Origin of the sequence: Streptomyces sp. NPDC017202, from assembly GCF_044331705.1 — a bacterium.
Classification (GTDB): domain Bacteria; phylum Actinomycetota; class Actinomycetes; order Streptomycetales; family Streptomycetaceae; genus Streptomyces.
This window is the reverse complement of record NZ_JBIRNP010000001.1, coordinates 414,500-438,744: the sequence shown is the minus strand read 5'-3', so window position 1 is coordinate 438,744 and position 24,245 is coordinate 414,500. Positions and strand designations below refer to the sequence as shown.

The following is a 24,245-nucleotide window of genomic DNA, read 5'->3' as shown; positions in this document are numbered from 1 at the left end:
GCCGGGGCCCTCGAGCGGGCCGCGTCCTACGCGAGCAGGTCGGCGTACAGGATGATGTTGTCGGGCCGGTGGCCCTCCGTGAGGTCGCCGCCGCAGATGATCAGGCGCAGCTCGGGACGCTCGGTGTTCCCGTAGACCTTGCTCACCTGCTCGATCTCGCGCACCCGGAAGTCCGCGGTGGTGCCGTCGGCCTCGACCCGTGGACGTTCCTCATGACGGCCGGACCCCTGGCGGTGTCGAAGTGACCGACGAGGACGGCGGGGCCGGTCTCCCCGGGTGTCACGCCCTTGTCGTACCAGCCGATGCGGTCCGCCTCGGTGACGAGCACCGTGTCCGCGCTGTCGGCCGACGACTCCACGCCCGCGGCCACCCCGCCCTTGGGCACGACGGTGGTCTGGGCCGTCGTGGTCCGGGCGGTGGCCGCAGTGGTGGCGCCCGTCTGCGGCTCGGCGCGGTCCTCGTCGTCGACGAAGACCGCGGGGCCCTGCTTCCCGCTGCCCAGGAGGTGGTTGCTGAAGGAGCAGTCGGGGTTCAGGACGATGACGGTGCCGATCGACAGACCGCCCCGGTAGGTCTTCAGCCCGTGGACGCCGTTCTCGCGCTACCGCGGTGCGATGGTTTCGAGCCAGTCCTCGACGGTGAGGACATCGGCCCACTGCGGGAACAGCTTCTCGGTGAGGACCCGGTGCACCTCGGGGTCGGTGTCGAGGCAGGCATCCGCCAGGACGGTGAGGCCGAAGTCCAGGTCGATGGCGTGCCACAGGGTGGACAGCACCACGGCGCTGGTGGCGATGCCGGTGAGGACAAGACCGTCGATGTCGCGAGCCCTGAGCACCAGGTCGAGGTCGCTGCCCGAGAACGCGCTCCCTCGCCTCTTGGTGACCACGACGTCCCCTTGCCGGGGCGCGACGTCGGGATGGATCTCGGTGCCGGGGGCGCCCTCGGTGAACAGACCGGCCCGCACGGCGTTGGTCATCACCTTGTTGCGGGGGCTGACTTCCGGATCGCCCGGCCGTAACCCGAGCACCACGTAGATCACGGGGACACCGGCAGCCCGGGAACCGTCGATCGCCCTGCGCAAGCGCGGCAGATATCCGGAACCGTCGTCGGCGATGGCCACGACGTCCCGTTGGACGTCCATCACCAGAAGCGCGCTGTTCGCCATGCTTGCCGTCCCTTCTCCGTGGGGAAACAAGAGCAAGCCTGATGGATCGACCGAGCCGCGGGGGAGGTTCCGGAGATTTTCGTCGGCGTCGCGGCGCAGCGCCCTCATGACCGGGGCCGGTTCCCGGGTTCTGTCTCACCTTCCGTTCCCACCGCTGCGCAGCCGCGCCTTCGGGGGAGGAGCAACACGGGTTCTTCCCGGGCCCGGAGCCGCTGGAAGCACGCCTCGCTGTGTCGGGGGCCGCACACGACATCGTCCCGCCCGAAGCCTGTCGGCCGTTCCCACGCACGTCGGCGGCTCGGACGCGGCACCGTTCTGCGGCCTCATACCGCTGGAGCGGTGTTCCCCGCTGGTCACGCATCGGCGCGGGAACCGGGGGCACCGCTCACCGCCCCCGGAACAACAGCGCGGACGGGGCTCGGCGTGCCGCGGGACTGCCCTGGTGGGTGAAGGCGGCCCACAGGTGGATCTCGTGCAGGTCGGCGCGGGCGGCCTCGCGCCGCAGCGGGTCGCCCAGACCGGGCGGGGGCCGGCGGTCCGGGTCGAGCATCCACAGCTGGGCGGCGCGCAGCGCCTCGGCGGGAGCGAGGTCCTGACGGGTGAGGAAGTGGTGGAAGACGGCCATCATCAGCGCGGTCGCGCGGTCGCTGACGGCCCAACGGGAGCCGACCACGTCGGCCGCACCCCGGGCGACCAGGGCGGTGGAGAGGGTCAGTGCCTCGTCGTGATCGCCCGTGCTCAGGTCGGTCTCGCAGGCGCTGAGCACGACCAGCGGGCCGTCCGGGCCGGGCGCCGCGTCCGCGGCGTGATCCAGGATCCGGGCGACGGTCAGCTCGCCGTCGGCCAGCGACAGCGCCGATCGCGTGGGACTGGGACCGGCCACACCGTGGCAGGACACGTGCACGACCGCCGTCGGCCGATCACCGCCCGGCAGCACGGCCAGCAGGTCCTCGCAGCTCCCCGGCGCGTCCGGCGCCTCGGCCTCCACGAACCTGCCGTAGCGCCGGGCGTCCGGGTAGCAGGCCGAACGCAGCGTCTCCGTCTCGAACTCGGCCCACACCAGACTGAGCCGTGGGTCGGTGACCAGCACCTGGCCCCGGGCGGCGGGAAGCCGGTCGCGGGCGGCGGCCCGCAGGAACTGCGCCCCGGACGGGGCGTAGCTGAACACCGCGTCCTGACAGGCGTACCGGTGACCTCCCAGCGGGATGTGCTTGCGCGCCGCGTGCCAGGGAACGACCCCGAGGGGGCCGCAGGGGACCAGGACGATCCGCGGCGGCCGGCCGAGGGGTGCCAGGGAGTCGAGGACCGGGCCCACGGCAGCGGGCCAGGCCCAGTCGCACAGCTCGCCCAGTGCCGCCTGCCATTCCGTCCTGGCGGCCTTCCGCGACGCCTGCGACGCGTCCGGGTCGGCCGTCCGGCGGGAACGGTCGGCGGCGGCGGCGAGGTAACGCTCCAGCGGGTGGCTGCCGGGGGAGAGCAGCAGCGGCAGGGTGAGCACGGTGGGCTCGGCGCCGCCGGGGCGCAGGATCAGCGCGCATCCCGGGACGTGGGGGCGGAAGCCCTCACCGGGGACCAGGTAGACCAGCGCGTCGGCTCCCGAGGCGGCCAGCGCGGCGGTCAGCGCGGCGACGTCCGGAGTCCCGAGCAGCTCCCGCGCGCCGGTGCCGTCTCCCGCCCCCAGCGCGGCGAGCGCCTTACGCCGCAGGCTGCTCGGCAGTTCAGCGCCCGGGGCCGGGTCCGGGTCCGGGGTCGGGTCCGGGGTCGGGTCCGTCACCACGGCCGCTCTCCCCGGCCGGAGCGGATCCCCCTCGGCCGGATGCCCCTCGCCCACGTCCCCCTCCACCCGGTTCCCCCCGCGCGGACCCCGCTGGAGCGGATGCCGCGGTGCCTGCGCCCGCCACCGCTCGGCCAGGTCGGTGTGACCCCGTTCCGCCAGCATCCGGGGCACGCCGTGTGCCGCCGCGGCCGTCTGCAGCACCAGGGCCCGGCCCAGCTCCAGCGCCTCCACGGCCTCGGCGGGGCGGCGGTCCTCGGCATACCGCAGGGCCAGCCACAGCACGTGGCCGGTCGCGCCCCGGGCCACCGACAGGGCGTGCTCGGCGCCGAGCTGAAGGAGGACGTCGGCGGCCATGAGCTCCAGTGCCTCACGGCGGGTGTCCAGGCTCGCCCTCCGGTCCTCGCTCGCGCGCGGCCCGCCGGTCACCGCGCTCGTCCAGTGGGCCGTGGACAGCTCGGTCAGGACCACGAAGTGCAACGACCGGCCGTGACCTTCGGCGGCCAGGGCGCGAACCCGGCTCAGCTCGGCGATGCACGGGTCGAGCAGGCCGAGGTCACCGCGGTGGGCGGTCGCGCGGAGCATGGCCCGGCCGAGGGCGAGCCGCAACTGGGCTTCGTCCCAGGGCGACGTCCGCGATTCGCCGATCACCCGGTGGACCTCCGCGACGGCGCGGTCGATGACCTCCCGGCGCGGGTCGGCCAGAGCCAGCTCGGTCATCAGCTGCGCCCGCGTGGTGGGGAAGTGCGCCGCGAACAGCGGCGGGACCGTGGCCGGATCGATCTCCACCGCCTCCCGCAGGTGACGGACGGCGGCCCGGAGGTCGGCCCGGTCCCCGGTGAGGGCGGCCCGTTCGCCGTAGGCCATGCCCAGGGTGCCGGTGATGACGAAGCGTGTGCCCGCGTCGGGCGCGGGGGAGTCGTAGCGGTCGCTCAGGGTCCGGATCAGATCCTCCGTCACGCGGGCCAGCGCGGCCCGGTCCCGGCTGCGGCGGGCCAGCTGGAACCCGGCGAGGAGGCTGAACAGCGACTGGACCTCGTCGCGTTCGTCGGCGGCGACCAGGCCCTCGGCCATCGACAGGGCGGTGACACCGTCCTGGAGACTGCCGCCGAGCGTGGCGGCGGTGGCCACGCGATGGGCGAGCAGGCCGGTCAGGTACCGGCGGGTGGCCGTCTCCCCGTCCGCCGGCAGGGCGTCGATCCACTCCCGGAGCCATGCCGCGCTCCGCTCCACGCGCGCGATCTCGCCGTTCGACGTCCACAGATCGTCGATCGAGGTCAGCAGGATCAGTTCCAGGCTCCCCTTTCGCCGCCAGGCCGAACGCGCCGCGGGGTCGGGGTCCGGCCGCATCGCGGCCGCGTCCACCTCTGCGAAGTCCACCGTTTCGGGCATCCGGAGGTACCCCGCCACCAGCAGGGCGGCGTGGAACTTGGCGACGCGGATCCGCTCGGGCGCGTCCGCGGGCAGGGCGAGCAACACCTCCCTGACCGTCTGCGCGGTGCCGCGGACGCGCCCGGCGAGCGACCGGGGATCCTGCCCACCGGATCCGAGCGCGGCCAGCAGCTCGCGCAGCGGCGCGAACTCCGGCCGGTCCAGGCCCACATCGACCAGCTCCCGGTCGGCGTCCGCCGCGGAGCCCCCGGGATCGTTCACGGTGACGCACAGCCACTCCAGCAGGCGCGCGAAACCCACCGCGTCCCGGCGCGCCCAGTCCGCCACCCCCTGGACGGCGTCGGCCGGCACCTCCGCCACGGGCTCCCCGCCGGGCGTCGCACCGGTCGGCTCCGCCGCCTCCGCCGGCTCCTCGCCGTCGTCGCCCTCCCGGGGCGCGGACGGCGAACTCTCCCCGGGCGGGCCGGGCAGCGAGGACAGCATCGTCGCGACGTGCTCCATGAGGGTCACCACCGGCTCCCGCGCCGTCAGGTCCCCGGCGACGACGCGGGCGAGAACGTCCAGGGCCTCGGTCAGTCGCTCCCGCAGGGATGCGGCCAGGGCGGGCGGACCCGAACCGTCGCGCACCTCCGGAGGAATGCCCGGCGGGATGAGCAGCAGGGCCAGGTGGCTCCGCGCCGCCATGGCGAGCCGGTCGTTCAGCGGCCCGGCGCGGTCGGCCCACCGCAGATGTCTCAGGGCGGCCGTCCGCTCCCGCGGGTCGGCGTCCGGCCGGCCCCTGAGCCGCGCCTGCATCAGCAGCCCGAGCCAGGACACGACGGCCGCCCGGGCCGGGTCCTCCGCCGGTAAGAGCCTTTCGACGGTGGCCAGGTGTTCGGTCACGAACCGCAGCTCGGCCGGGGGCGGATCCTTCCGCATCCGGGGCCACAGCTCGTGCGCCTGGCGAACGGCGACGGCGGCCCAGGCCCGGAGCCCCGCGACGTCCGCCTCGCCGTGGTCCGGCTGCTCCGCGTCGGTCATGCGTCCCCCCGGCGACCGATGGTCCCAGCCCGCTCCCCGCAACGGTCCGCGGCCGGGCGGGCACGGCCGGTGACCTAGGACAGGCTAGTGCGCCGGTGGTCCGACCGGTGTCGGAAAACGGATACCCGTCGCACGGGAGGCGATCTCGAAGGTCCCGCAACGGTGCGGGTCGACCGGGCGCCACCGCGGCCGCGGCGGCGCCCGGCGCGGAGGTCAGCGTTCGACGCCCAGGGTGAGCGTTCCCGTGTAGCCCGCGGCCGGGGTGCCGCCCAGGGCGGTGAGGGTGAGCAGGCCCGAGGCGGCGCCTCCCTCGTCGTAGATGGAGTCCTGGGCGAGGGTGGTGCGGGTGACCGTGTTCGTCGAGTACGGCGAGACGCGCGCGACCGCGGTCGTGACCGTCTCCTTGAAGAAGAGCTGGCCGGTGTGGATCTCCTGGCCGCCGGTGAAGTGGCCGTCCGAGGTGACGGTGACGTTCGTGTGGACCTTGACGTGGATGTGGACGCAGCGGCCCCGGTACCAGCCCGGGTAGACGGTCGTGACGGCGGCGACGCCGCGGGCGTCGGTGAGCACGCCGCCGCGCAGGAAGGTGCCGTCGTCGGGCTCGTCGTGGCCGTTGTTGCCGACGAAGCCGGAGTACTCGCCGAGCGCGTCGGCGTGCCACAGCTCGACCAGGGCGCCCGGGAGCGGCACGCAGGTGTCGTCGTCGACGACGGTGAGGTTCAGCTTCAGCGGGATGCCCGCCTTGCCTTCGGTGATGTCGGCGCGGACGTACTGTCCGTCGAGGTAGTAGGGCCCTTCGGTCATCTCCTTCGTGAGGGTGCACACGGCCGCCGCGGCCACGGGGGCGGTGTCCGGCGCGGCCGGCGTTCCGGAGGCGGCGGCCGCGCCCACGGCCAGGGTGGCCGCGGTGGCGCCGGTGGCGATCAGCACGGTCCGGCGCCCGACGGGGTGATGGGGTGTACCCGAGGTGTCTGTCATGGGCACGGCACCGTAGGGAGTGTTCCTGTCGGGGAGCTGTCAGTTGGGCAAAGTGACGAGCCGTCAAGTTGCTTGCCGGACAAGGGAATCGGCGAACCCGTAGGGGCGCGGCGGTTTTCGCGGGGGTGCGGATGGCCCGTCGCCCACTGACCCGGTGAGGGGAGGACCGAAGGCCGGGTCAGCCCGCCTGGCCCATTCCGGCCGGGCTGGGCCAGCTCTGGGCGTTCGGCCACCCCGTCGTCGCCGCGGGCGACAACCCGTTCGTGCCGCGCACCTGCGCGGCCGTCAGGCCGCCGCGGGCCGGCACCCCCGGCGGGGTCGGCCCACCGGGGCCGCCCATCGGCCCGGCGGCCGGCGCGGTCGGCAGGGGCGCGGCCATGGGCGCCGGAGCCGTAACCGGCGGCGGCACCTGCATCGGCGGCGGCACCGGTGCCATGGAGGCCGCCGCGGCCGCCGCGGGCACAGGCGCAGGCACGGGCGCGGGCATCGGCGCGGGCATCGGTGCCGGCGCCGGAACCGACTGCGGGAACACCTGCGCCGCCGCGGGCACCGGCACCGGCATCTGCGCAGCGGGCGCGGGCACGGCCGCCGGCATGGGCATCGGTGTCCCGCCCCCCAACGCCTGCGCCTGCGCCGCGAGCCCCTGCACGCCCGCCCCGTTCGTCGCTCCCACCAGCCGGTCCACCGCCGCCGTCCCGGAGCTGTAGCCGGTCCCGTTGCCCGGCTCGGGCACGGCGGCTCCCCTCCTGGTCCCGTAGAGCACCTGCTCCAGGCCGGACACCAGACGGCGCACGTCCACCTGGGGGCGCACCACGAGCCGCAGGAAGCGGCTGGAGGACCCGATCTTGTTGCCGCACTCGCGGACCAGGATCCGGTGCTCGGTGAGCAGCCGGTCCCGGACGACCGTCCCCTCGGCGCCCACGGGAAGGCGGACGAAGAGGAAGTTCCCCTGGGAGGGATACACGGTCAGACCGGGCAGCGCGGAGAGCTGGCTGGCCATGTCGAGGCGGTCACGGCGCACCTGCATCAGGCTCTGCGCGTACTCGTGGCCGTGCTCCTTCAGCATGAACACCACGTGCTCGGCGAAGGAGTTGAGGTTCCACTTGGGCAGCATGGAGCGGACACGGCCGGCCAGGGCCGGGTTGGCGACGAGGTAGCCGAAGCGGATGCCGTGCAGGCCGAAGTTCTTGCCGAGGCTGCGCAGGACGATGACGTTCGGGCGGAGCATCGCCTCCTGGACCACCGAGGGTTCGCTCTCCGCGTCGGCGAACTCCAGGAACGACTCGTCGACGACGATCAGGTCCAGGTCGGCCATCGCGTCCATGAACTGCACGACGGCGTGCTTGTGCAGGAACCCGCCGTCGGGGTTGTTGGGGTTGCAGATGACGGCGACGCGGGTGCCGCGCGCGCGGATGAACTCGGCGTACTGCGCGAGGTCCAGCGCGAAGCCGCTGGACTCCTGGAGCGGGAACATGTCGACCCGCTTGCCGGTCTCCATGGGCTGGTCGGTCCAGCGGCCGAAGGTGGGGACGGGGACGGCGAGGGACTCGCGCACCAGCAGGTGGTCGATCCAGGTGATCAGCTCGGTGGAGCCGTTGCCCATCGCGACGGCCTGCGGCGGGAGCTGGAGCAGGCTGCACAGCTCGGCGGTGATCGTGTCGGCACTGCTCGGGTAGTACGTGATGATGTCCCGCAGCCGGGCCGACATGTCGTCGAACATCTGCGGCGTGGGGAAGTACGGGTTGCAGGGGATGCAGAAGTCCACCGGGCCGCCCCCGTCGCCGCCCTCCCGCGTCAGCGCCGCCATCGACGGGCTGTGCGCGGCGGTGCTGCGGAACAACGAGGTGACGTTGTCGGCCATGGAACCTCCGTATGGGGCGGACCCGGCGGGGACGACCGGGTCCGTCGTCATGTGGGTGGCCCGCGCGGGGGAGCGCGGGCCACCTCTCCATACGGATGCTGCGGTGGCGCTGTTCAACCGTCGGGTCAACCGTCGGGGAATCGGTGAGAAGTCGTGCGATCGCCGTGAAGGCGCGGTCACCGGCCGCGGGCGGGCCGCCGGCGACGGGGTGTCAGCGGTCGAACGAGTGGACCGTCGTCGTGCGGTACGTCTGCCCGGGCCGCAGCACCGTCGAGGGGAACGACGGCTTGTTCGGCGAGTCGGGGAAGTGCTGCGTCTCCAGGCAGAGCGCGTCGCCCTGGCGGTAGACGGTGCCGCCGCTGCCGACGAGGGTGCCGTCGAGGAAGTTGCCCGAGTAGAACTGGAGACCGGGCTCGGTGGTGGAGATCGTCATCGTGCGGCCCGAGGACGGGTCGCGCAGGGTGGCCACCGGCACGGGAGCGGCCGTGATCCCCTTGTCGAGGACCCAGTTGTGGTCGAAGCCCTGGCCGTACAGCAGCTGCTGGTGGGCGACGCGGATGTCCTCGCCCACGGTCTTGGCGCGGCGGAAGTCGAAGGGGGTGCCGGCCACCCTCGCCAGCTCGCCGGTGGGGATCAGCCCCGAGTCGACGGGCGTGTAGCGGGAGCCGGCGATCTTCAGCTCGTGGTCGTGGATCGTGCCGCTGTCCTCGCCGGCGAGGTTCCAGTAGACGTGGCTGGTCAGATTGACGACGGTGGCCTTGTCGGTGGTGGCCTCGTAGTCGATGCGCCAGTCGCCGTGCCGGGTGAGGGTGTAGGTGACCTTCACCCGGAGCGTGCCGGGGTAGCCCATCTCCCCGTCGGCGCTCGTGTAGTACAGGCGCAGGCCGACGTCCGCGCCCTTGGTGAACGGCTCGACGTCCCACACCCGCTTGTCGAAGCCCTTGGAGCCGCCGTGCAGGGTGTTCTCGCCGTCGTTGACGTCGATCTGGTGGGGCTTGCCGTCCAGCGTGAACCGGCCCTTGCCGATCCGGTTGCCGAAGCGGCCGATCAGCGCGCCGAAGTACGGCGACTTGGCGACGTAGTCCTCGAGGTCGTCGAAGCCGAGGGAGACGTTCGCGTGGCGGCCGTGCCGGTCGGGGATCTCCAGCGACTGGACGATGCCGCCGTAGGAGAGGACCTTCAGGCGCGTGCCGCCGTTGGACAGGGACCAGCTGTGCACCTTGGTGCCGTCGGCGAGCGTGCCGAACAGCTTCTTCGACGGCATCCCGCCGCCGGTGGCGTGCGCCGTTCCGCCGAGTGTGCTCGCGGCGATGCCCGCGGCCGCGGCTCCCGCGATGACCGTGCGTCGGTTCAGTTCCATGTGCGGCTCCCTCGATAAGGGCGGGCCCCGCCGGCTGCTCCGACGGGGCCCGAAACTGACTTACGAACCGGACTTGCGCTTGTTCCACACGTCGAACCCGACCGCGGCCAGCAGGGCGAGACCCTTGATGACCTGTTGCCAGTCGGTGCCGACGCTCAGGAGGTTCATGCCGTTGTTCAGCACGCCGAGGACGAGACCGCCGATGATCGCGCCGAGGACGGTTCCGACACCGCCGCTCATGGACGCGCCACCGATGAACGCCGAGGCGATGGCCTCGAGTTCGTAGTTCAGGCCCGCCTTCGGGGAGGCCGCGTTGAGGCGGGCGGCGACCACCAGACCCGCCAGGGCCGCGAGCACGCCCATGTTCAGGAAGACGTAGAAGGTGACCTTCTTGTCCTTGACGCCGGACAGCTTCGCGGCCGGCAGGTTGCCGCCGATCGCGTAGATGTGCCGGCCGAAGATCGAGTTGCGCATCACGTAGCCGTAGCCGACCACCAGCAGGCCCAGGATGATCAGCACGATCGGCGCGCCCTTGTAGCTGGCGAGCAGCAGGGTCACGACGAGCAGCGCGGAGACGATCGCGACGAGCTTCAGCAGGAAGATGTTGCGCGGCAGGATCTCCAGCGAGAACTCCTGCTGGCGCTTGCGGTCCCGGATCTCCTGGAGGACCACGAACGCGATCAGGACGATGCCCAGCAGCAGGGTGAGGTTGTGGTAGTTGGTCTCGGGGCCGGTCTCCGGCAGGAACCCGTTGCCGATCTTCTGCAGACCCTGCGGGAACGGGCCGAGGGTCTGCCCCTCCAGCAGGATCTCCGTGACACCGCGGAAGGTCAGCATCCCGGCGAGGGTGACGATGAACGACGGTATGCCGAGGTAGGCGATGAAGAAGCCCTGGACCGAGCCCGCCACGGCGCCCACGACCAGGCACAGCACCACGGCGACGGGCCAGGAGACGTCGTGCTGCACCGTCAGTACGGCCGCGAAGGCGCCGACGAACGCGGTCAGCGAGCCGACCGACAGGTCGATGTGGCCCGCGATGATGACGAGCATCATGCCGATCGCGAGGATCAGGATGTAGCTGTTCTGCAGCACCAGGTTGGAGACGTTGCGCGGCAGCAGCAGGTCGCCGTCGGTCCACACCGCGAACAGCGCCACGATCAGGCCGAGGGCGATCAGCATGCCGTACTGCCGCATGTTGCGGCGCATGCCGTCCAGCATCAGCTGCAGCAGGCCCCCGCCCGCCGCGCCCCCGCTCTTGCCGGGCGGCGCGGGGGCCGGGCTCTTGGCGGTCACATCCGTGCTCATCGGGTTACCTCTTTGTCCTTCGTCATCTGACGCATCAGCGATTCCTGCGTGGCCTCGGCACGCGGGAACTCACCCGTCAGCCGCCCCGCGGCCATCGTGTAGATGCGGTCGCACATGCCGAGCAGCTCCGGCAGCTCGGAGGAGATGAAGACGACCGCCTTGCCCTCGGCCGCCAGCTTGTCGATGACCGTGTAGATCTCGTACTTGGCGCCCACGTCGATGCCGCGCGTGGGCTCGTCCAGGATCAGCACGTCGGGACCCGCGAAGATCCACTTGCTGAGGACGACCTTCTGCTGGTTGCCGCCCGACAGCTTGCCCACCGGCTCGAAGACGGTCGGCGCCTTGATGTTCATGGACGTGCGGTACCGCTCGGCGACCTGCCGCTCCTCGTGCTCGTCGACCACACCGCGCTTGGCGACCTTGCCCAGCGCGCTGAGCGAGATGTTGCGGTTGATGGTGTCGATGAGGTTGAGGCCGTAGTGCTTGCGGTCCTCGGTGACGTACGCGATCCCGTGCTTGACCGCCTCGGGGACGGTCTTGGTGCGGATCTCCTCGCCGTCCTTGAGGACCGTGCCGGCGGCGTGCCGGCCGTACGTCCGCCCGAAGACGCTCATCGCGAGTTCGGTGCGGCCGGCGCCCATCAGGCCCGCGATGCCGACGATCTCCCCGCGCCGCACGTGGATCGACACGTCGTCGACCACCTTGCGCTGCTGGTCGATCGGGTGGTGCACGGTCCAGTTGCGGATCTCCAGGGCCGGGGCCGCGCCCTGCTCGGCCTCGTGCGGGGTCCGCTCGGGGAAGCGGTGGTCCAGGTCGCGGCCCACCATCCCGGAGATGATCCGGTCCTCGGTGGTGTCCGCGGCCTTCACGTCGAGGGTCTCGATGGACCGACCGTCGCGGATGATCGTCACCGAGTCGGCGACCTTGCGGATCTCGTTCAGCTTGTGGGAGATGATGATCGAGGTGATGCCCTGGTTCTTCAACTCCAGTATCAGGTCGAGGAGTTTGCCGCTGTCCTCGTCGTTGAGAGCCGCGGTCGGCTCGTCGAGGATGAGCAGCTTCACCTCCTTCGACAGTGCCTTGGCGATCTCCACCAGCTGCTGCTTGCCCACGCCGATGTCGGCGACGCGGGTCTCGGGGTGATCGCTCAGACCGACCCGGCGCAGCAGCTCGGAGGCGTGCCGCAGGGTCTGGTTCCAGTCGATCAGCCCGCGCTTGGCGTGCTCGTTGCCGAGGAAGATGTTCTCCGCCAGCGACAGGAACGGCACCAGCGCCAGTTCCTGGTGGATGATCACGATGCCGTGCTGCTCGCTCGCCCTGATGTCCTTGAAGTGGCAGACCTCTCCTTCGAAGAGGATCTCGCCCTCGTAACTTCCGTGCGGATGGACACCGGAGAGCACCTTCATCAAGGTGGACTTGCCGGCGCCGTTCTCCCCGCAGATGGCGTGGACCTCGCCCTGACGGACGGTCAGTGAGACGTCCGACAGCGCCTTGACACCGGGAAAGGTCTTGACGATCGAGCGCATTTCCAGGACGGGTCCCGCCATGGTCGTGCCTTCCAATCCTTAGGGGGCGGGGCCTACTTGAGCTGGTCGGCCGTGTAGTAGCCGCCTTCGACCAGGACCTTCTGGTAGTTGGTCTTGTCCACGCTGACCGGCTGGAGCAGGTAGGCCGGGACGACCTTGGCGCCGTTGTCGTAGGACTTGGTGTCGTTGACCTCGGGCTTCTTGTCGTTCAGGACCGCGTCGACCATGTTGGAGGCGACCTTGGCCAGCTCGCGCAGGTCCTTGTAGACGGTCTGCGTCTGGTCGCCGGCGATGATCGACTTCACCGAGGCCAGCTCGGCGTCCTGGCCGGTGAGGACCGGCAGCGGCTTGCTCGCGGAGCCGTAGTTGTCCGACTTCAGCGCCGACAGGATGCCGATGGAGATGCCGTCGTACGGCGAGAGGACCGCGTCGACCTTCTCGCTCTTGTAGGACTTGGTCAGGATGTCGTCCATGCGGCGCTGGGCGGTGGCGCCGTCCCAGCGCAGGGTGGTCACCTGGGTGAGCTGGGTCTGGCCCGACCGCACCACGAGCTTCTTGCTGTCGATGTACGGCTGGAGCACGCTCATCGCGCCGTTGAAGAAGTACTTGGTGTTGTTGTCGTCGTTGGAGCCGGCGAACAGCTCGATGTTGAAGGGGCCCTTGCCGCTCTTCAGGCCGAGCTTGTCGACGATGTAGTTCGCCTGCAGCTCGCCGACCTTGGAGTTGTCGAAGGAGGCGTAGTAGTCGACGTTCTCGCTGCCGAGGATCAGGCGGTCGTAGGAGATGACCGGGATGTCCGCGTCCTTGGCCTGCTGGAGCACGTTGTCGAGCGACTTGTTGTCGATCGCCGCGACGATCAGCGCCTTGACGCCCTGCGCGATCAGGTTCTCGATCTGCGAGACCTGCTGGTCGGGCTTGTCCTCGCCGTAGACCAGCTTGGTCTTGTAGCCCTTGGCCTGGAGGTCCTTCTCGACGTTCTTGCCGTCGGAGATCCAGCGCTCGGAGGACTTGGTCGGCATCGCGATGCCGATCGTGCCGCCCTTGGCGTCGCCGCTCTTGTTGTCCTCGCTGCCGCCCTCGCCGCTCTGGCCGCAGGCGGACAGGGTCAGGGCGAGGGAGGCGGCGCCGGCGATGGCGGCGAGTGCGGCTCTGCGGTTACCCATGATCATCATCCTTGATGTGTGTGCAGGGTTCGGTCGGTCTCGCGGTGCGAAGGCGCTCCCGGCAGGTTCTCCGAAGACCGAAGAGAGGTGTGTGGGATTCTGCGCGCCTGTGTCGTCTTCTGTGAAGCGGGGTTTCCGTAACGTTATGACTGGATGTCGAACCTGTTGAGTTCGCCGGGCAGGCGGGAGCCGAGCGGGGCCATGTCCCCGTCCGCCCCGTGCCGCGCCAGCAGGTCGAGGGCCAGCCGGCCGCGCCGCACCCGCTCACGGGCCGTGGACAGCGTCACTTCGCGCAGGTGGTGGCCGTACGGGTAGAGGGCGGGCGCCTTGGAGAGGCCGAACTTCAGGTACAGCGGTGCGCCGCGCCGGATCAGCTCGGCGACCTCGTACATCCGGACGTACCCGCCGAGATCGTCGGGGGCCTCGATGTACATGTCCATGGGAGCGCCGGACACCCGCCGGATCTCGGTGAGGTGATCGAGCGTCAGGTCGCTGGGCACGTTGACCGAGTCGGCGCCCAGCCGTTCGTAGACCGCGTAGGCGGCCGGGTTGACGGGGCCGATGAGCGCCGAGACCTTGAGCGTGGTGTCGGCCGGGATGAGGCCGGCCACTCGCGCCCGGTGCAGCGTCCACAACACGCCCTCGTCGGCGACGAGAAGGCACTTGACGCCCAACTCCGTTGCCCGCACGGCGTCTTCGACGCATCCGGCGACCGCGTCGTGGCCGCGGGCCCGCAGGCCCCCGCCGCGCGAGTCGGTACGCGTCGAGCCCCCGATGTCCCACGTGCCGCGCGGCCCCGTGAACAGGCACAGTTCGATGTCGCGCTCGTTCGTCGCGTCGACCATCTCGGTGATCTCGGCGTCGGTCAGCATCCACACGCCGCTGCCCTGGCTGATCCGGTGGATCGGCACGTCGAGCCGCGAGGCCTCCTTCAGGACGACGCCCAGCGCTTCGGGACCCTCGCACGAGGGGATCTCGGTGCGCCAGCGGCCGCCGCCCGGGAAGGAGCGGGTGGAGGTGTCGGCGGGGTCCGGGGCGGGCGCGCCCAGTCCGAGCGCGGTGAGCACCTGCTCACCGGGTCGGCGGGCGGCCGTAGCGGAAGCGTCGGTCGTCACAAGCTGTCCTTCGTGTTCGGTATGTCGGACGAGGTTCGCGGCTCAAGGCGTGGGGGGCTGGGGGTGTACGCCGGTGCGAAGGCCGTCAGGTCGCCCCGCACCGGCGTACGGCTGGGGTCTCGCGTTCGGGTCGGGCGGGAGCGGGGAGCGGGGAGCGGTGCCGGGGCCCGCGAGCCCGGCCTGATCCGGTCACAGCACTAGGGGCGGAGCAGCACCTTGCCCACCTTCGGATCGCCGGAGCCGACCAGCCTGATCGCCTCGGAGAACTCGGCGAGCGGCAGCTCGTGGGTGACCAGCGGCAGCGGATCGAGCAGTCCGGCCCCGAACACCCGCACCGTGTGCGACCAGGCGTCGGGCGGCGCTCCGAAGACGGTGTGCACCTCCAGCTGCCGCACGACCAGGTCCGTCGGGTCCAGGCCGTCGGCGCCCGGACCGGGAATGCCCGTCAGGACCAGCCGGCCGCCGCGCCTCAGCAGGGCGGCGGCGGTGCGGGCGGCCGAGGCGGACCCGGCGGTCTCGATCACCACGTCGAAGTCGTCCGGCAGGTCCTGGTCCCTGGTGCGGAAGTCGGTGGCGCCGAACCGCCGGGACAGCGCCTCCCGGTCGTCGCGGGTGCCGACCACCAGCAGCTCGGCCGGCGAGCCCGCCCGCAGGAACTGCACGGCGAACATGCCCAGCGTCCCGGTGCCGACCACGGCGACCCGCTCGCCCGGCAGGGCGTGCGCCTTGATCGCGGCGGCCGCGATGCAGGCGGCCGGCTCCAGCAGGGCCGCCGCCGTGAGGTCGGCGTCCCGGGCCAGCACGTGCAGCAGCCGGGCCGGCAGGGTCAGCGTGGCCGCCATCGCGCCCGGCTGGGTGAAACCGGTCTCCTCGTACCCGTCCGAGCACAGCGTCGTCTCACCCGCGTGGCAGCGGTCGCACACCTGGCAGTTGCGGAAGCCCTCTCCGACCACCTTGCGGCCGACGAGCGAGACCGGCACCCCGGCGCCCACCGCCTCGACCGTCCCGGACCACTCGTGGCCGGGCGTGAGCGGGTAACGGACGTACCCCTCGGGCCGGTTGCCCTGGTACACCTCGCGGTCGCTGCCGCAGATGCCCACGGCGTGCACCCGCACCAGCGCCTCACCGGGCTCCGGCCGACGGGGCGTGTGCGCGGTGAGCCGGTGCTCGCCGGGCGCCTCGACGACGACGGCGGTGCTCACTGCCCGGCGCCCTTCGGCTTGCGCTGCTCCCAGCCGTCGGCCCACAGGTCGAAGCGGGCCTGCTGCTGGGGGAACTCGGCGGCGGCGTCCACGTCCAGCTCGACCCCGAGACCGGGGGCGTCGGAGAGGTGGAAGTAACCGTCGACGACCTGCGGGGCCCCCTTGACGACCTTCTTGATCTCCGAGTCCGCGAAGTCGTTGAAGTGTTCGAGGATCTTGAAGTTCGGGGAGCTGAACCCGACCTGGAGGGAGGCCGCGGTCAGCACCGGCCCGCCCACGTTGTGCGGGGCGACCAGCATGTAGTGCGTCTCGGCGGTCGCGGCGAGCTTGCGCGTCTCCCAGATGCCGCCGATGTGGCCGACGTCCGGCTGGATGATGTCGACCGCCTGGCTCTCGAACAGCTCGCGGAACTCGATCCGGTCGTGGATGCGCTCACCGGTGGCCATGGGGATGTCCACCTTGGCGGCGACCTTCTCCAGCGCCTTGAGGTTCTCCGGCGGGACCGGCTCCTCCAGCCAGGCCGGCTTGAAGGGCGCCAGCTCGTTCGCCAGCCGGACCGCGGTCGACGGCGAGAACCGGCCGTGCATCTCCAGCATCAGCTCCGCGTCCGGCCCGATGGCGTCGCGCACGGCCTCGATGAGGGAGACGGCGTACAGGGTCTGCTCGTGGTCCAGCTCGAAGTGCCCGGTGCCGAAGGGGTCGATCTTCAGCGCCTTGTACCCGCGCTCCATGACCCCCTGGGCGGCCTTGTGGTACGCCTCCGGCGTGCGCTCGGTGGTGTACCAGCCGTTGGCGTACGCCTTGACCTTGTCGGTGACCTTGCCGCCGAGCAGCTGCCAGACGGGGACGCCGAGGGCCTTGCCCTTGATGTCCCAGCACGCCATCTCGACGACGGCGATGCCGGACATCACGATCTCGCCCGCCCGGCCGTAGTCGCCGTACTTCATGCGGCGCACGAGGTCCTCGACAGCGAACGGGTCGGAGCCGAGAATGTGATTGGTCTCGGCCTCTTTCAGGTAGCCGAGCAGCGCGTCGGTGTGGCCCAGCATGCGGGTCTCACCCACACCCGTGATGCCCTCGTCGGTGTGCACCTGGACGTAGGTCAGGTTGCGCCAAGGCGTCCCCACCACGTGGGTGCTGATTCCGGTGATGCGCACGGAAGTTGCCCTTCAGCTGTTCGAGATTTCGTCACACGTTCGAAATGCTGGCGTGACAGTAAGGACGCGGCGAGGGGGGTGTCAATGGGGTGAACGCACAGAGGTTTCGACAGTTTCGGGCGGGACTTTCGATACGGGGCGCAGCGGTCGATTCCGGTCCCGTCGAGGGCGATAGCGCAAGGTAGCCGCACCGGAACGGTCGGTTTCCCACACAACCTTCACAGGCGGAGCTAGGAACGTCACGCTCCGGGAACTTAGTCTTCCCGCGTCATGGACTACTGCCACCCGTGCCGTCGGCACCTCAACGGCGCCCTCGCCTGCCCGGGGTGCGGCACCCCTGCCGACCGGCCGCCCGCGCACCGGCAGGCCGCGTACGAGCCGGAGCCGTACACGCCGTACGCCCCTGAGGAGCCCTTAGAGGAGGAACGCGGCCCCGGCGCGGACCGGGGTGTCCCCGAGGCCGCCGAGACCGCCGAGGCATCCGAGACCGCACCCGAGTCCGAGTACGGGTCCGACGCCGAGGGTGATTCCGTGCCCCCCGCCGCCGGACGTGCCCGCCGCCGCCGTGAGCAGAGCCGCGGCCGGAGCGGCGGGGAACGCGGGCCGGCCGGTGAGGGCCCCGCCGAGGGCGAGGCGAGCCGTCGCGATCGCAAGGCCGCCGCGCACCGCCGCCGCCGCCGTCGCCGCACGCTCCTCGTCACGGCCGGTTTCCTGCTCGCCGCGGGCGGCCTGAGCCTGGCCGAACTCGGCATCGACGCACCGGGGTTCGGCTCCTCCTCGAACCCGGCGGCGGCGGGCGGGGAGTCCTCGCGGATCGAGTCCGAGGAGTCGCCGGGCACCACGGTCGAGCCCGTCGACGACACGGAGGGAAGCGGCGAGGCGTCGGCCTCCCCGTCCGCCGACCCGTCGCCCTCGGCCTCGGCCTCCGCCTCGGCGTCACCGTCGGCATCGCCCGACGCGTCGCGGACGCCGCAGGACGACGAGGAGCAGGACCCCCAGACGGCACCCGCCCCCGGCACACCCCCCGCGGCCTCCACCCCGGCGGACTCCGGCCCCGGCACCCCCACGGCCGGCCCGACCGCCTCCGACCCGGCACCGGTCCCGTCACCGTCGGAAACCTGCAACCGTTTCCTGTGGTGGTGCACCTAGGGTCTTTCGCCGGGGTCAGACCGGGCTCGCGAACCCCGCCACCGCTCCCCACCCCGCTCCCCGGTCCGGCCCGATCCCGACGGAAGGCCCCGGCGACAACGGCTCCCGCAGGGCCGGTCGCCGCTCCGCGGTGCGGACCGGTGGGTGGCGTGCGGCGGGGTCAGCGGGTCAGTGAGACGGCGAAGGGCCGCAGGCCGTGCCGGCGCAGGACGTGGGGCACGACCAGGATCATCGCCTCGGTGGCGCGGGCCGTGCGGATGTCCCCGAGGTCCTCGATCCACGCGGGCTGCCAGCCCAGGTCGCCGAGGAGTCCCGTGACGGCCTGCTTCGCGTCGGCGTCGGCGTCGTCGCCCGAGACGAAGACGGTCGGCGGGGTGGCCAGACTCTCCGGGTCGGTCATCACCGTGAACAGCATGGTGTTGAGGGTCTTGACCACCCGGGTGTCGGGCAGGGCGGCCTGCAGTCGCTCGGCGAGGCTGCCGCCGGGACAGCACAGGCCGCCGGGCAGGCCGTCGGCGTCGCGGGTGGCGTTGGAGACGTCGACGAGGATCTTCCCGGCGAGTTCGGCGTGCAGGCCGCCGAGGCGCTCCAGGGAGCTGTCGCCGGGCGTCGCGTTGATCACGACGTCCGCGGTGCGGGCGGCGGTGCGCTGGTCGGTGTGGGGCACACGGGGGACGCCGCCGTCCACCGCCGGGCCCCCGGCGTCCAACTGCGCCTGCCCGCCGAGTCCGGCACGGACACCCCCGAGCTGCGACGGGGTGAGGTGGACCTCGAGTCCAGCTCCCGCAGGCCGACGCTCCCCGACATCCGGCACCGGCTCGTCGGCCGCGACCGCCTCGTCGTGGCCGTCCGGCCCGGCCACCCGCTCACCGAAGGCCCGCTGACCGTCGAGCGCTACACGGCCGCCGAACACCTCACCGTGTCGCGGCGCGGACGCCTGCGCGACCCGGTCGACGACGCCCTGGCCGTCCGCGGGCACGAACGCCGCGTCGTCGCCGCCGGGCCCACCGCCGCCTTCGCGCTGCAACTCGCCCCCGGAACCGACCTGGTGCTCACCCTGCCCGACGCGGTGACCCGTGAGGACCGGGACCGGCTCGGCCTGGTCACCCTGCCCCTTCCCCTGCCGATGCCCGCCGTCCCGCTGTACCTGCTGTGGCACCGGCGCCACGACGACGACCGCGCCCACGCCTGGCTGCGCGACCTGGCCACCGAGACCGTCCAGGCACTCTCCGGCCCACCGGCCGCCGAAGGGGGAACCTCCACCCCCCGAAGCGGACGGTGAACAGGGAAGTCCCAGGAAGCCCAGGGAAGTCCGCCTCCGGTCCGGGGCACGCCGACGATGCGGCGGGCCACCTCGTCCCGGACCGGCAGGGATCGGCCGCTCCCGTCCCGGACCGGCAGGGATCGGCTGCCCGTCCCTACCGGGTCTCGTCCGTGCCCAGCATGCCGCGCAGCAGGCCCCGCAGTGCCAGTCGCTCCTCCTCGGCCAGTCCGGCGAGCGGCTCGCGGGCGAACCGCAGGTTCTCCCGCAGATGCCTGGCCGTCCGGCGCCCCTCGTCCGTCGCCGCGGCCAGCTTCACCCGGCGGTCGGTCGGGTCGGGCCGGCGTTCCACCAGGCCCCGGGCCTCCAGGCGGTCGACGATGCCCGTCACGTTGGACGGCTCGCACTTCAGCTTCACCGCCAGCTTCCGCATCGGCATCGGCTCCAGGGAGAGCAGGCTGAGCAGCCGGGCCTGCGCGCCGGTGAGGGAGTGCCCGGCGGCGGCCTCCTCGTAGTCCTGGTGGAACCGCGCCACGACCTCGCCGATCAACTCGACGACCTCCAGGGTCAGGGGGTCGGGCCGACGGGTCTTCCGGGGTGTGGACATGGTTTCCAGGGTACCCGCTTACTTGACATCATGAAATATCCAGGCGCATGGTTGTTTCAGGTACTGAAGTATTTGCGTCGTGTGCACCCGCAGCGCCCGAGCACCCGCGTCGCCCCGGCGCACGCCGCACCACCCCACAAGGAAGGGCTCCATGTCCGACACCCCCGCGCTCCCGTCCGTCAGCCGCGAATGGCGCCTGCTCAGCCGCCCCGTCGGCTGGCCCAAGGCCGAGGACTTCGAGCTGGCCGAGGCGGAGATCCGGCAGCCCGGCCCCGGCGAGGTGCTCGTCCGCAACGCGTACCTCTCCGTCGACCCGTACATGCGCGGCCGGATGAGCGCCGCCAAGTCCTACACGGCCCCCTACGAGCTGGGCAAGGCCATGCAGGGCGGCGCGGTCGGCGAGGTCGTCGCCTCGCAGGCCGAGGGCATCGCCGTGGGCGACCACGTGCTGCACTTCGGCGGCTGGCGCGAGTACGCCACGTTCAACGCCGCCCAGGCCGTCAAGGTCGACCCCGAGGCCGCCCCGCTCTCCACCTACCTGGGCGTCCTCGGCATGACCGGCCTCACCGCCTACGCCGGCCTGCTGCGCACCGCCGCCCTCAAGGAGGGCGACGTCGTCTTCGTCTCCGGCGCGGCCGGCGCGGTCGGCAGCCAGGTCGGCCAGATCGCCAAGCTCAAGGGCGCCTCGCGGGTGATCGGCTCGGCCGGCTCCGACGAGAAGGTCAAGCTCCTGGTCGAGGAGTACGGCTTCGACGCGGCGTTCAACTACAAGAACGGTTCCGTCAGCGAGCAGCTGCGCGAGGCCGCCCCGGACGGCATCGACGTCTACTTCGACAACGTCGGCGGCGACCACCTGGAGGCCGCGATCGGCTCCCTGAACCAGGGCGGCCGCATCGCCGTCTGCGGCATGATCTCGGTCTACAACAACACCGAGCCCGCCCCCGGTCCGCGCAACCTCGCCCGCCTCATCCAGACCCGCGGCCGCATCGAGGGCTTCCTCGTCGGCGACCACTACGACCTCCAGCCCCAGTTCGTCCAGGAGGTCGGCCCCTGGGTCGCCTCGGGCGCCCTGAAGTACCGCGAGACGGTCGTCGAGGGCATCGAGAACAACCTGGAGGCGTTCCTCGGAGTACTCCGGGGCGACAACACGGGCAAGATGATCGTGAAGCTGTAACCGCCCGCTCCGCCCCCGGCCGGGCCGGGCGGTGGGCCGACGAGGGCCCGGGGGCGGGGCGCGGCCCCCGGGCCCGGGACGGGAAGGGACGGGAAGGGGCGGCGGGGCGGCCCCCCGCCCCGCCCTCTCACCCCAGGGCCGTCGCGGCCCCGTGCACCGCGGCGACGAACCTCTCGTTCTCCACCCCCGCCCCGCCCGGGAACGCGAACCGCCGCCGCGTGTAGCCGTAGGCGATCCCGCTCCGCGGATCCGCGAAGCCCTGGCTGCCGGCCGCCCCGCTGTGCCCGAAGGCCCCCGCCCCCAGTACCGGATACCAGGTGTCCGCGGTCGCCTGGAACCCCAGCCCGTACGACTTGTGCGCCCGCGCCACCAGGTCGTACCCCACGGAGTGGAACTGCGCGAACTCCGCCGCCGTGTCCTCCTTCAGCAGCGGTGCCTTTCCGCCGACCTCGCTGATCGCCGCCGCGTACATCGCGGCCAGCCCGCGCGCGGAGGCGACGCCGCCGACGGACGCCGGCCCCTTCGCCCGGACGAGCGGATCGTTCGGCAGCGTCTCGAGGTCGGTCGGCTCGGCGGCGTGCCGGTTGAAGGCGATGCCGGCAAGGGTGTGCGGCCCGTCCGGCGGCGAGGCCGGCAGCGCCCGCTGCTCCTCGGTCGGCGCCATGGCCCGCGTCGACCGGAACCGCGGCTCGTGCGCCCTCGGCAGCCCCAGGAAGAGGTCGAGCCCGTACGGCGCCCGCACCCGTTCCTCGTACACCTCCTGGAGCGTACGGCCGGTCGCCCGCCGTACGACCTCGCCGCTGAGCGCCCCGATGACCAGCGCGTGGTAGCCGAACGCGGTGCCCGGACGCCAGAACGGCCGCTGGTCGGCGAGCCGTTCGGCGACCTGCCGGTCGTCCGCCAGTTCCTGCCGGGAGAACCCGGAGTCGGTGCCGACCACTCCGGCCCGGTGCGCGAGCAGGTCGCGCAGGGTCAGCGCGCCCTTGCCCTCGGACGCGAACTCGGGCCAGTAGTAGGTGACCTTGCGGTCCAGCTCCAGCGTCCCCTCCTGCACCAGGAGCGCCGCCACCAGATGGGCGGCACCCTTGGAGGACGAGAACACGCCGTAGAGGGAGTCGGCGTCCGCGCCGTCCCCGGCCCACAGGTCGACGACCCGCCGGCCGTGCACGTACACGCACAACTGGCCCTCGTAGTCGGGCCGTTCGGTCGCCACGAACGCGGCGAACTCGTCCCGTACCGTCTCGAAGCCCGCCGCGACGGTGCCATGGATCTCCTGGGTCATCCGCTCTCCTCCACCAGACCGCTGCTCGCGTGTGCCGTGGTCAACCGTGCTTCCGGGGGCTCCCGGGTGCTTCCGTCGATCGGTACGGCGAGGCCTACCCGTTCGACTCAACGGCGGCGGGCAGGCGTTTGGTGTCGTGGGTAGCCCGGATGGCGTAGGGGCGGCCGGGCGCGGGACCGGTGCGCGCGATCCCCGGCGACCCCGATGTCATGCTCGCGCCCCGATAGAATCCGGCCATGCGCGATCTTGGGGCGGGATTCGGATACCTCCTGAAGGGCCACCGCTGGGTGGCCCGGCACGGGAAGCAGTACGGGTTCGGGCTCGTGCCCGGCCTGATCACGCTCGTCCTGTACGTGGGCGCGCTGGTGGCGCTCGGCGTGTGGGGCGAGGACTTCGTGGGCTGGGCGACCCCCTTCGCCGACGACTGGTCGAGCCCCTGGGGCGGACTGTTCCGCGGGTTCCTGACGGCCGTCCTGTTCGCGCTCGGCCTGCTGCTCGCCGTGGTGACCTTCACCGCGGTCACGCTGCTGATCGGCCAGCCCTTCTACGAGAGCCTCTCCGAGCGGGTCGACCGCGACGTCTCGCCCGACGGCTCGGCCCCGGTGTCCGGACTGCCGCTCCGGCGCGAGCTGTGGATCTCGGCCCGCGACAGCCTGTGGGTCCTGCTGCGCGCGCTGCTGTGGGGCGTGCTGCTCTTCGCGCTCGGCTTCGTCCCGTTCCTCGGCCAGACCGTCGTGCCGGTCATCGGCCTCTTCGTCACCGGCTTCTTCCTGACCGAGGAACTGACGTCCGTCGCCCTCCAGCGCCGGACCGTCGACGCCCGGTCCCGGCTGGCCCTGCTCCGCTCCCGCAGGAGCCTCGTCTGGGGCTTCGGCACGCCCCTCGCGGTCGCGTTCCTGGTCCCCTTCGTCGCGGTGTTCCTGATGCCGGGCGCGGTGGCGGGCGCGACGCTGATGGCGCGGGACCTGCTGGGCGAGGAGACCGCGGGCGACGACGACCGCGAGGAGCCGGACGCCGCCGTGCCGCAGCCGCCGCACTGACCGTCGCAGTCGCAGTCGCAGCCACGGCCGCGGTCGCAGCCACGGCCGCGGTCGCAGCTTCGGCCACGGCCGCAGCCACGGCCGCCCGGACCGGCCGTCAGTCCACGTCCTCGCCCAGCAGGCGCAGGAAGTCGCGGAAGGCGCCCGGCATGTCCACCGCCTCCGGGTCCAGGAGCCACTGGTACTGGAGGCCGTCCATCACCGCCACCAGCAGCGGAGCGGTCCGCTCCGGGGTGAGCCCGTTGGGCAGGCGGTCGCCGTACTCGGCGCGCAGGACCGCCGCCGTGTTCGCCCGCACCTGCCGGTACCGGTCGGTGAAGTACTCCCGCGCGGGATGCCCCTCGGTGACGCTCTCGCCGAGGAGGGCGCAGAAGGTCTGGATGATGCCGGGCCGCATCGCGTTGTACTCGACCAGCGAGCACAGCAGGTCGATCCGCCACCGGGTGTGCGGCATCGCGTCCCACTGGTCGCGTTCCTCCAGCACCGCGACCAGCAGCGCGTCCTTCGTGGGGAAGTGGTGCAGCAGCCCCTGCTGGGTCAGCCCGACCCGCTCGGCCACCGCCGCCAGGCTCGCGCCCCGGTAACCGCGTTCGGCGATCACCTCCAGGGCCGCCCGCACGATCTCCGCGCGCCGCTCCTCGCTCCTGGTCGTCCTGGCGTTCATGCCGGTCACCGTACGACATCACCGCCCGTGAAGGTAACGGCAGCGTCTCG

The 24,245-nt window shown here is 72.1% G+C and carries 19 protein-coding genes and 2 pseudogenes; 5 read left to right on the top strand and 16 right to left on the bottom strand.

Translation table 11 applies throughout. The annotated features are described in order from the left end of the window. Positions 1-26 precede the first annotated feature (26 nt). A complete protein-coding gene (locus ACH4N1_RS01830) occupies positions 27-164 on the bottom strand; it encodes a hypothetical protein (RefSeq protein ID WP_398093778.1) in 138 nt (45 codons plus the stop codon). Between the two features lie 153 nt (positions 165-317). On the opposite strand from ACH4N1_RS01830, the gene ACH4N1_RS01825 reads away from it, so the two are divergent. Further along, a complete protein-coding gene (locus ACH4N1_RS01825; RefSeq protein ID WP_398093776.1) occupies positions 318-572 on the top strand; it encodes a hypothetical protein in 255 nt (84 codons plus the stop codon). Between the two features lie 29 nt (positions 573-601). Here ACH4N1_RS01825 and ACH4N1_RS01820 read toward each other — a convergent pair whose 3' ends face one another. From ACH4N1_RS01820 to ACH4N1_RS01770, 11 genes are all read right to left on the bottom strand, one after another. Beyond that, positions 602-1,165: a cysteine hydrolase family protein gene (locus ACH4N1_RS01820; RefSeq protein ID WP_398093775.1), complete on the bottom strand. Its 564-nt coding sequence runs from the start codon at positions 1,163-1,165 to the stop codon at positions 602-604. A 385-nt stretch (positions 1,166-1,550) separates the two neighbouring features. Then, positions 1,551-5,351: a CHAT domain-containing protein gene (locus ACH4N1_RS01815; RefSeq protein WP_398093774.1), complete on the bottom strand. Its 3,801-nt coding sequence runs from the start codon at positions 5,349-5,351 to the stop codon at positions 1,551-1,553. A 213-nt stretch (positions 5,352-5,564) separates the two neighbouring features. Continuing rightward, on the bottom strand, positions 5,565-6,329 hold the full coding sequence (locus ACH4N1_RS01810) for an intradiol ring-cleavage dioxygenase (protein WP_398093772.1): 765 nt from the start codon (positions 6,327-6,329) through the stop codon (positions 5,565-5,567). A gap of 178 nt (positions 6,330-6,507) precedes the next feature. Next, the gene (locus ACH4N1_RS01805; RefSeq protein ID WP_398093771.1) at positions 6,508-8,190 is read right to left on the bottom strand and encodes a pyridoxal phosphate-dependent aminotransferase; all 1,683 of its coding nucleotides are present in this window, start codon (positions 8,188-8,190) and stop codon (positions 6,508-6,510) included. 211 nt (positions 8,191-8,401) lie between these two features. Next, entirely contained in the window at positions 8,402-9,550 is a 1,149-nt protein-coding gene (locus ACH4N1_RS01800) for an aldose epimerase family protein (protein ID WP_398093769.1), read from the bottom strand. Between the two features lie 60 nt (positions 9,551-9,610). Further along, the gene (gene mmsB, locus ACH4N1_RS01795; protein WP_398093767.1) at positions 9,611-10,855 is read right to left on the bottom strand and encodes a multiple monosaccharide ABC transporter permease; all 1,245 of its coding nucleotides are present in this window, start codon (positions 10,853-10,855) and stop codon (positions 9,611-9,613) included. After that, the gene (mmsA, locus tag ACH4N1_RS01790) at positions 10,852-12,402 is read right to left on the bottom strand and encodes a multiple monosaccharide ABC transporter ATP-binding protein (RefSeq protein WP_398093766.1); all 1,551 of its coding nucleotides are present in this window, start codon (positions 12,400-12,402) and stop codon (positions 10,852-10,854) included. Before mmsA ends, mmsB begins: the two co-directional genes overlap by 4 nt. Before the next feature lie 32 nt (positions 12,403-12,434). Continuing rightward, positions 12,435-13,544, bottom strand: coding sequence for a multiple monosaccharide ABC transporter substrate-binding protein (chvE, locus tag ACH4N1_RS01785; RefSeq protein WP_398093765.1), 1,110 nt, complete (start codon positions 13,542-13,544; stop codon positions 12,435-12,437). A gap of 143 nt (positions 13,545-13,687) precedes the next feature. After that, positions 13,688-14,659, bottom strand: a complete 972-nt coding sequence (locus tag ACH4N1_RS01780; protein WP_398093764.1) for a hypothetical protein — start codon at positions 14,657-14,659, stop codon at positions 13,688-13,690. 197 nt (positions 14,660-14,856) lie between these two features. Further along, on the bottom strand, positions 14,857-15,861 hold the full coding sequence (locus ACH4N1_RS01775) for a zinc-binding dehydrogenase (protein WP_398093762.1): 1,005 nt from the start codon (positions 15,859-15,861) through the stop codon (positions 14,857-14,859). Beyond that, positions 15,858-17,018, bottom strand: coding sequence for a mandelate racemase/muconate lactonizing enzyme family protein (locus ACH4N1_RS01770; protein WP_392241124.1), 1,161 nt, complete (start codon positions 17,016-17,018; stop codon positions 15,858-15,860). The genes ACH4N1_RS01775 and ACH4N1_RS01770 overlap by 4 nt, the downstream gene beginning before the upstream one ends. A gap of 270 nt (positions 17,019-17,288) precedes the next feature. Here ACH4N1_RS01770 and ACH4N1_RS01765 point away from each other — a divergent pair, with 270 nt between their 5' ends. Beyond that, entirely contained in the window at positions 17,289-18,167 is an 879-nt protein-coding gene (locus ACH4N1_RS01765; protein ID WP_398093760.1) for a hypothetical protein, read from the top strand. A 160-nt stretch (positions 18,168-18,327) separates the two neighbouring features. On the opposite strand, the gene ACH4N1_RS01760 is transcribed toward ACH4N1_RS01765, so the two are convergent. After that, complete coding sequence (locus tag ACH4N1_RS01760) at positions 18,328-18,876, bottom strand: NADPH-dependent F420 reductase (protein WP_398093759.1); 549 nt, start codon at positions 18,874-18,876, stop codon at positions 18,328-18,330. Between ACH4N1_RS01760 and ACH4N1_RS01755 the strand changes: the two are divergent. After that, positions 18,844-19,449: pseudogene (locus ACH4N1_RS01755) on the top strand (LysR substrate-binding domain-containing protein); the annotation flags it as partial. The gene ACH4N1_RS01760 and the pseudogene ACH4N1_RS01755 overlap by 33 nt on opposite strands. Positions 19,450-19,585: 136 nt before the next feature. Here the strand turns inward: ACH4N1_RS01755 and ACH4N1_RS01750 are convergent. After that, entirely contained in the window at positions 19,586-20,035 is a 450-nt protein-coding gene (locus ACH4N1_RS01750) for a MarR family winged helix-turn-helix transcriptional regulator (protein ID WP_398093758.1), read from the bottom strand. Between the two features lie 151 nt (positions 20,036-20,186). On the opposite strand from ACH4N1_RS01750, the gene ACH4N1_RS01745 reads away from it, so the two are divergent. Next, entirely contained in the window at positions 20,187-21,209 is a 1,023-nt protein-coding gene (locus tag ACH4N1_RS01745) for an NADP-dependent oxidoreductase (protein WP_398093756.1), read from the top strand. 127 nt (positions 21,210-21,336) lie between these two features. Here ACH4N1_RS01745 and ACH4N1_RS01740 read toward each other — a convergent pair whose 3' ends face one another. Next, positions 21,337-22,491 (bottom strand): serine hydrolase domain-containing protein, encoded by a 1,155-nt coding sequence (locus ACH4N1_RS01740; RefSeq protein ID WP_398093754.1) that lies wholly within the window; start codon positions 22,489-22,491, stop codon positions 21,337-21,339. A 236-nt stretch (positions 22,492-22,727) separates the two neighbouring features. On the opposite strand from ACH4N1_RS01740, the gene ACH4N1_RS01735 reads away from it, so the two are divergent. Continuing rightward, the gene (locus tag ACH4N1_RS01735) at positions 22,728-23,531 is read left to right on the top strand and encodes an EI24 domain-containing protein (protein ID WP_398093752.1); all 804 of its coding nucleotides are present in this window, start codon (positions 22,728-22,730) and stop codon (positions 23,529-23,531) included. Between the two features lie 97 nt (positions 23,532-23,628). Here the strand turns inward: ACH4N1_RS01735 and ACH4N1_RS01730 are convergent. Then, positions 23,629-24,214: pseudogene (locus ACH4N1_RS01730) on the bottom strand (TetR/AcrR family transcriptional regulator). Positions 24,215-24,245 lie beyond the last annotated feature (31 nt).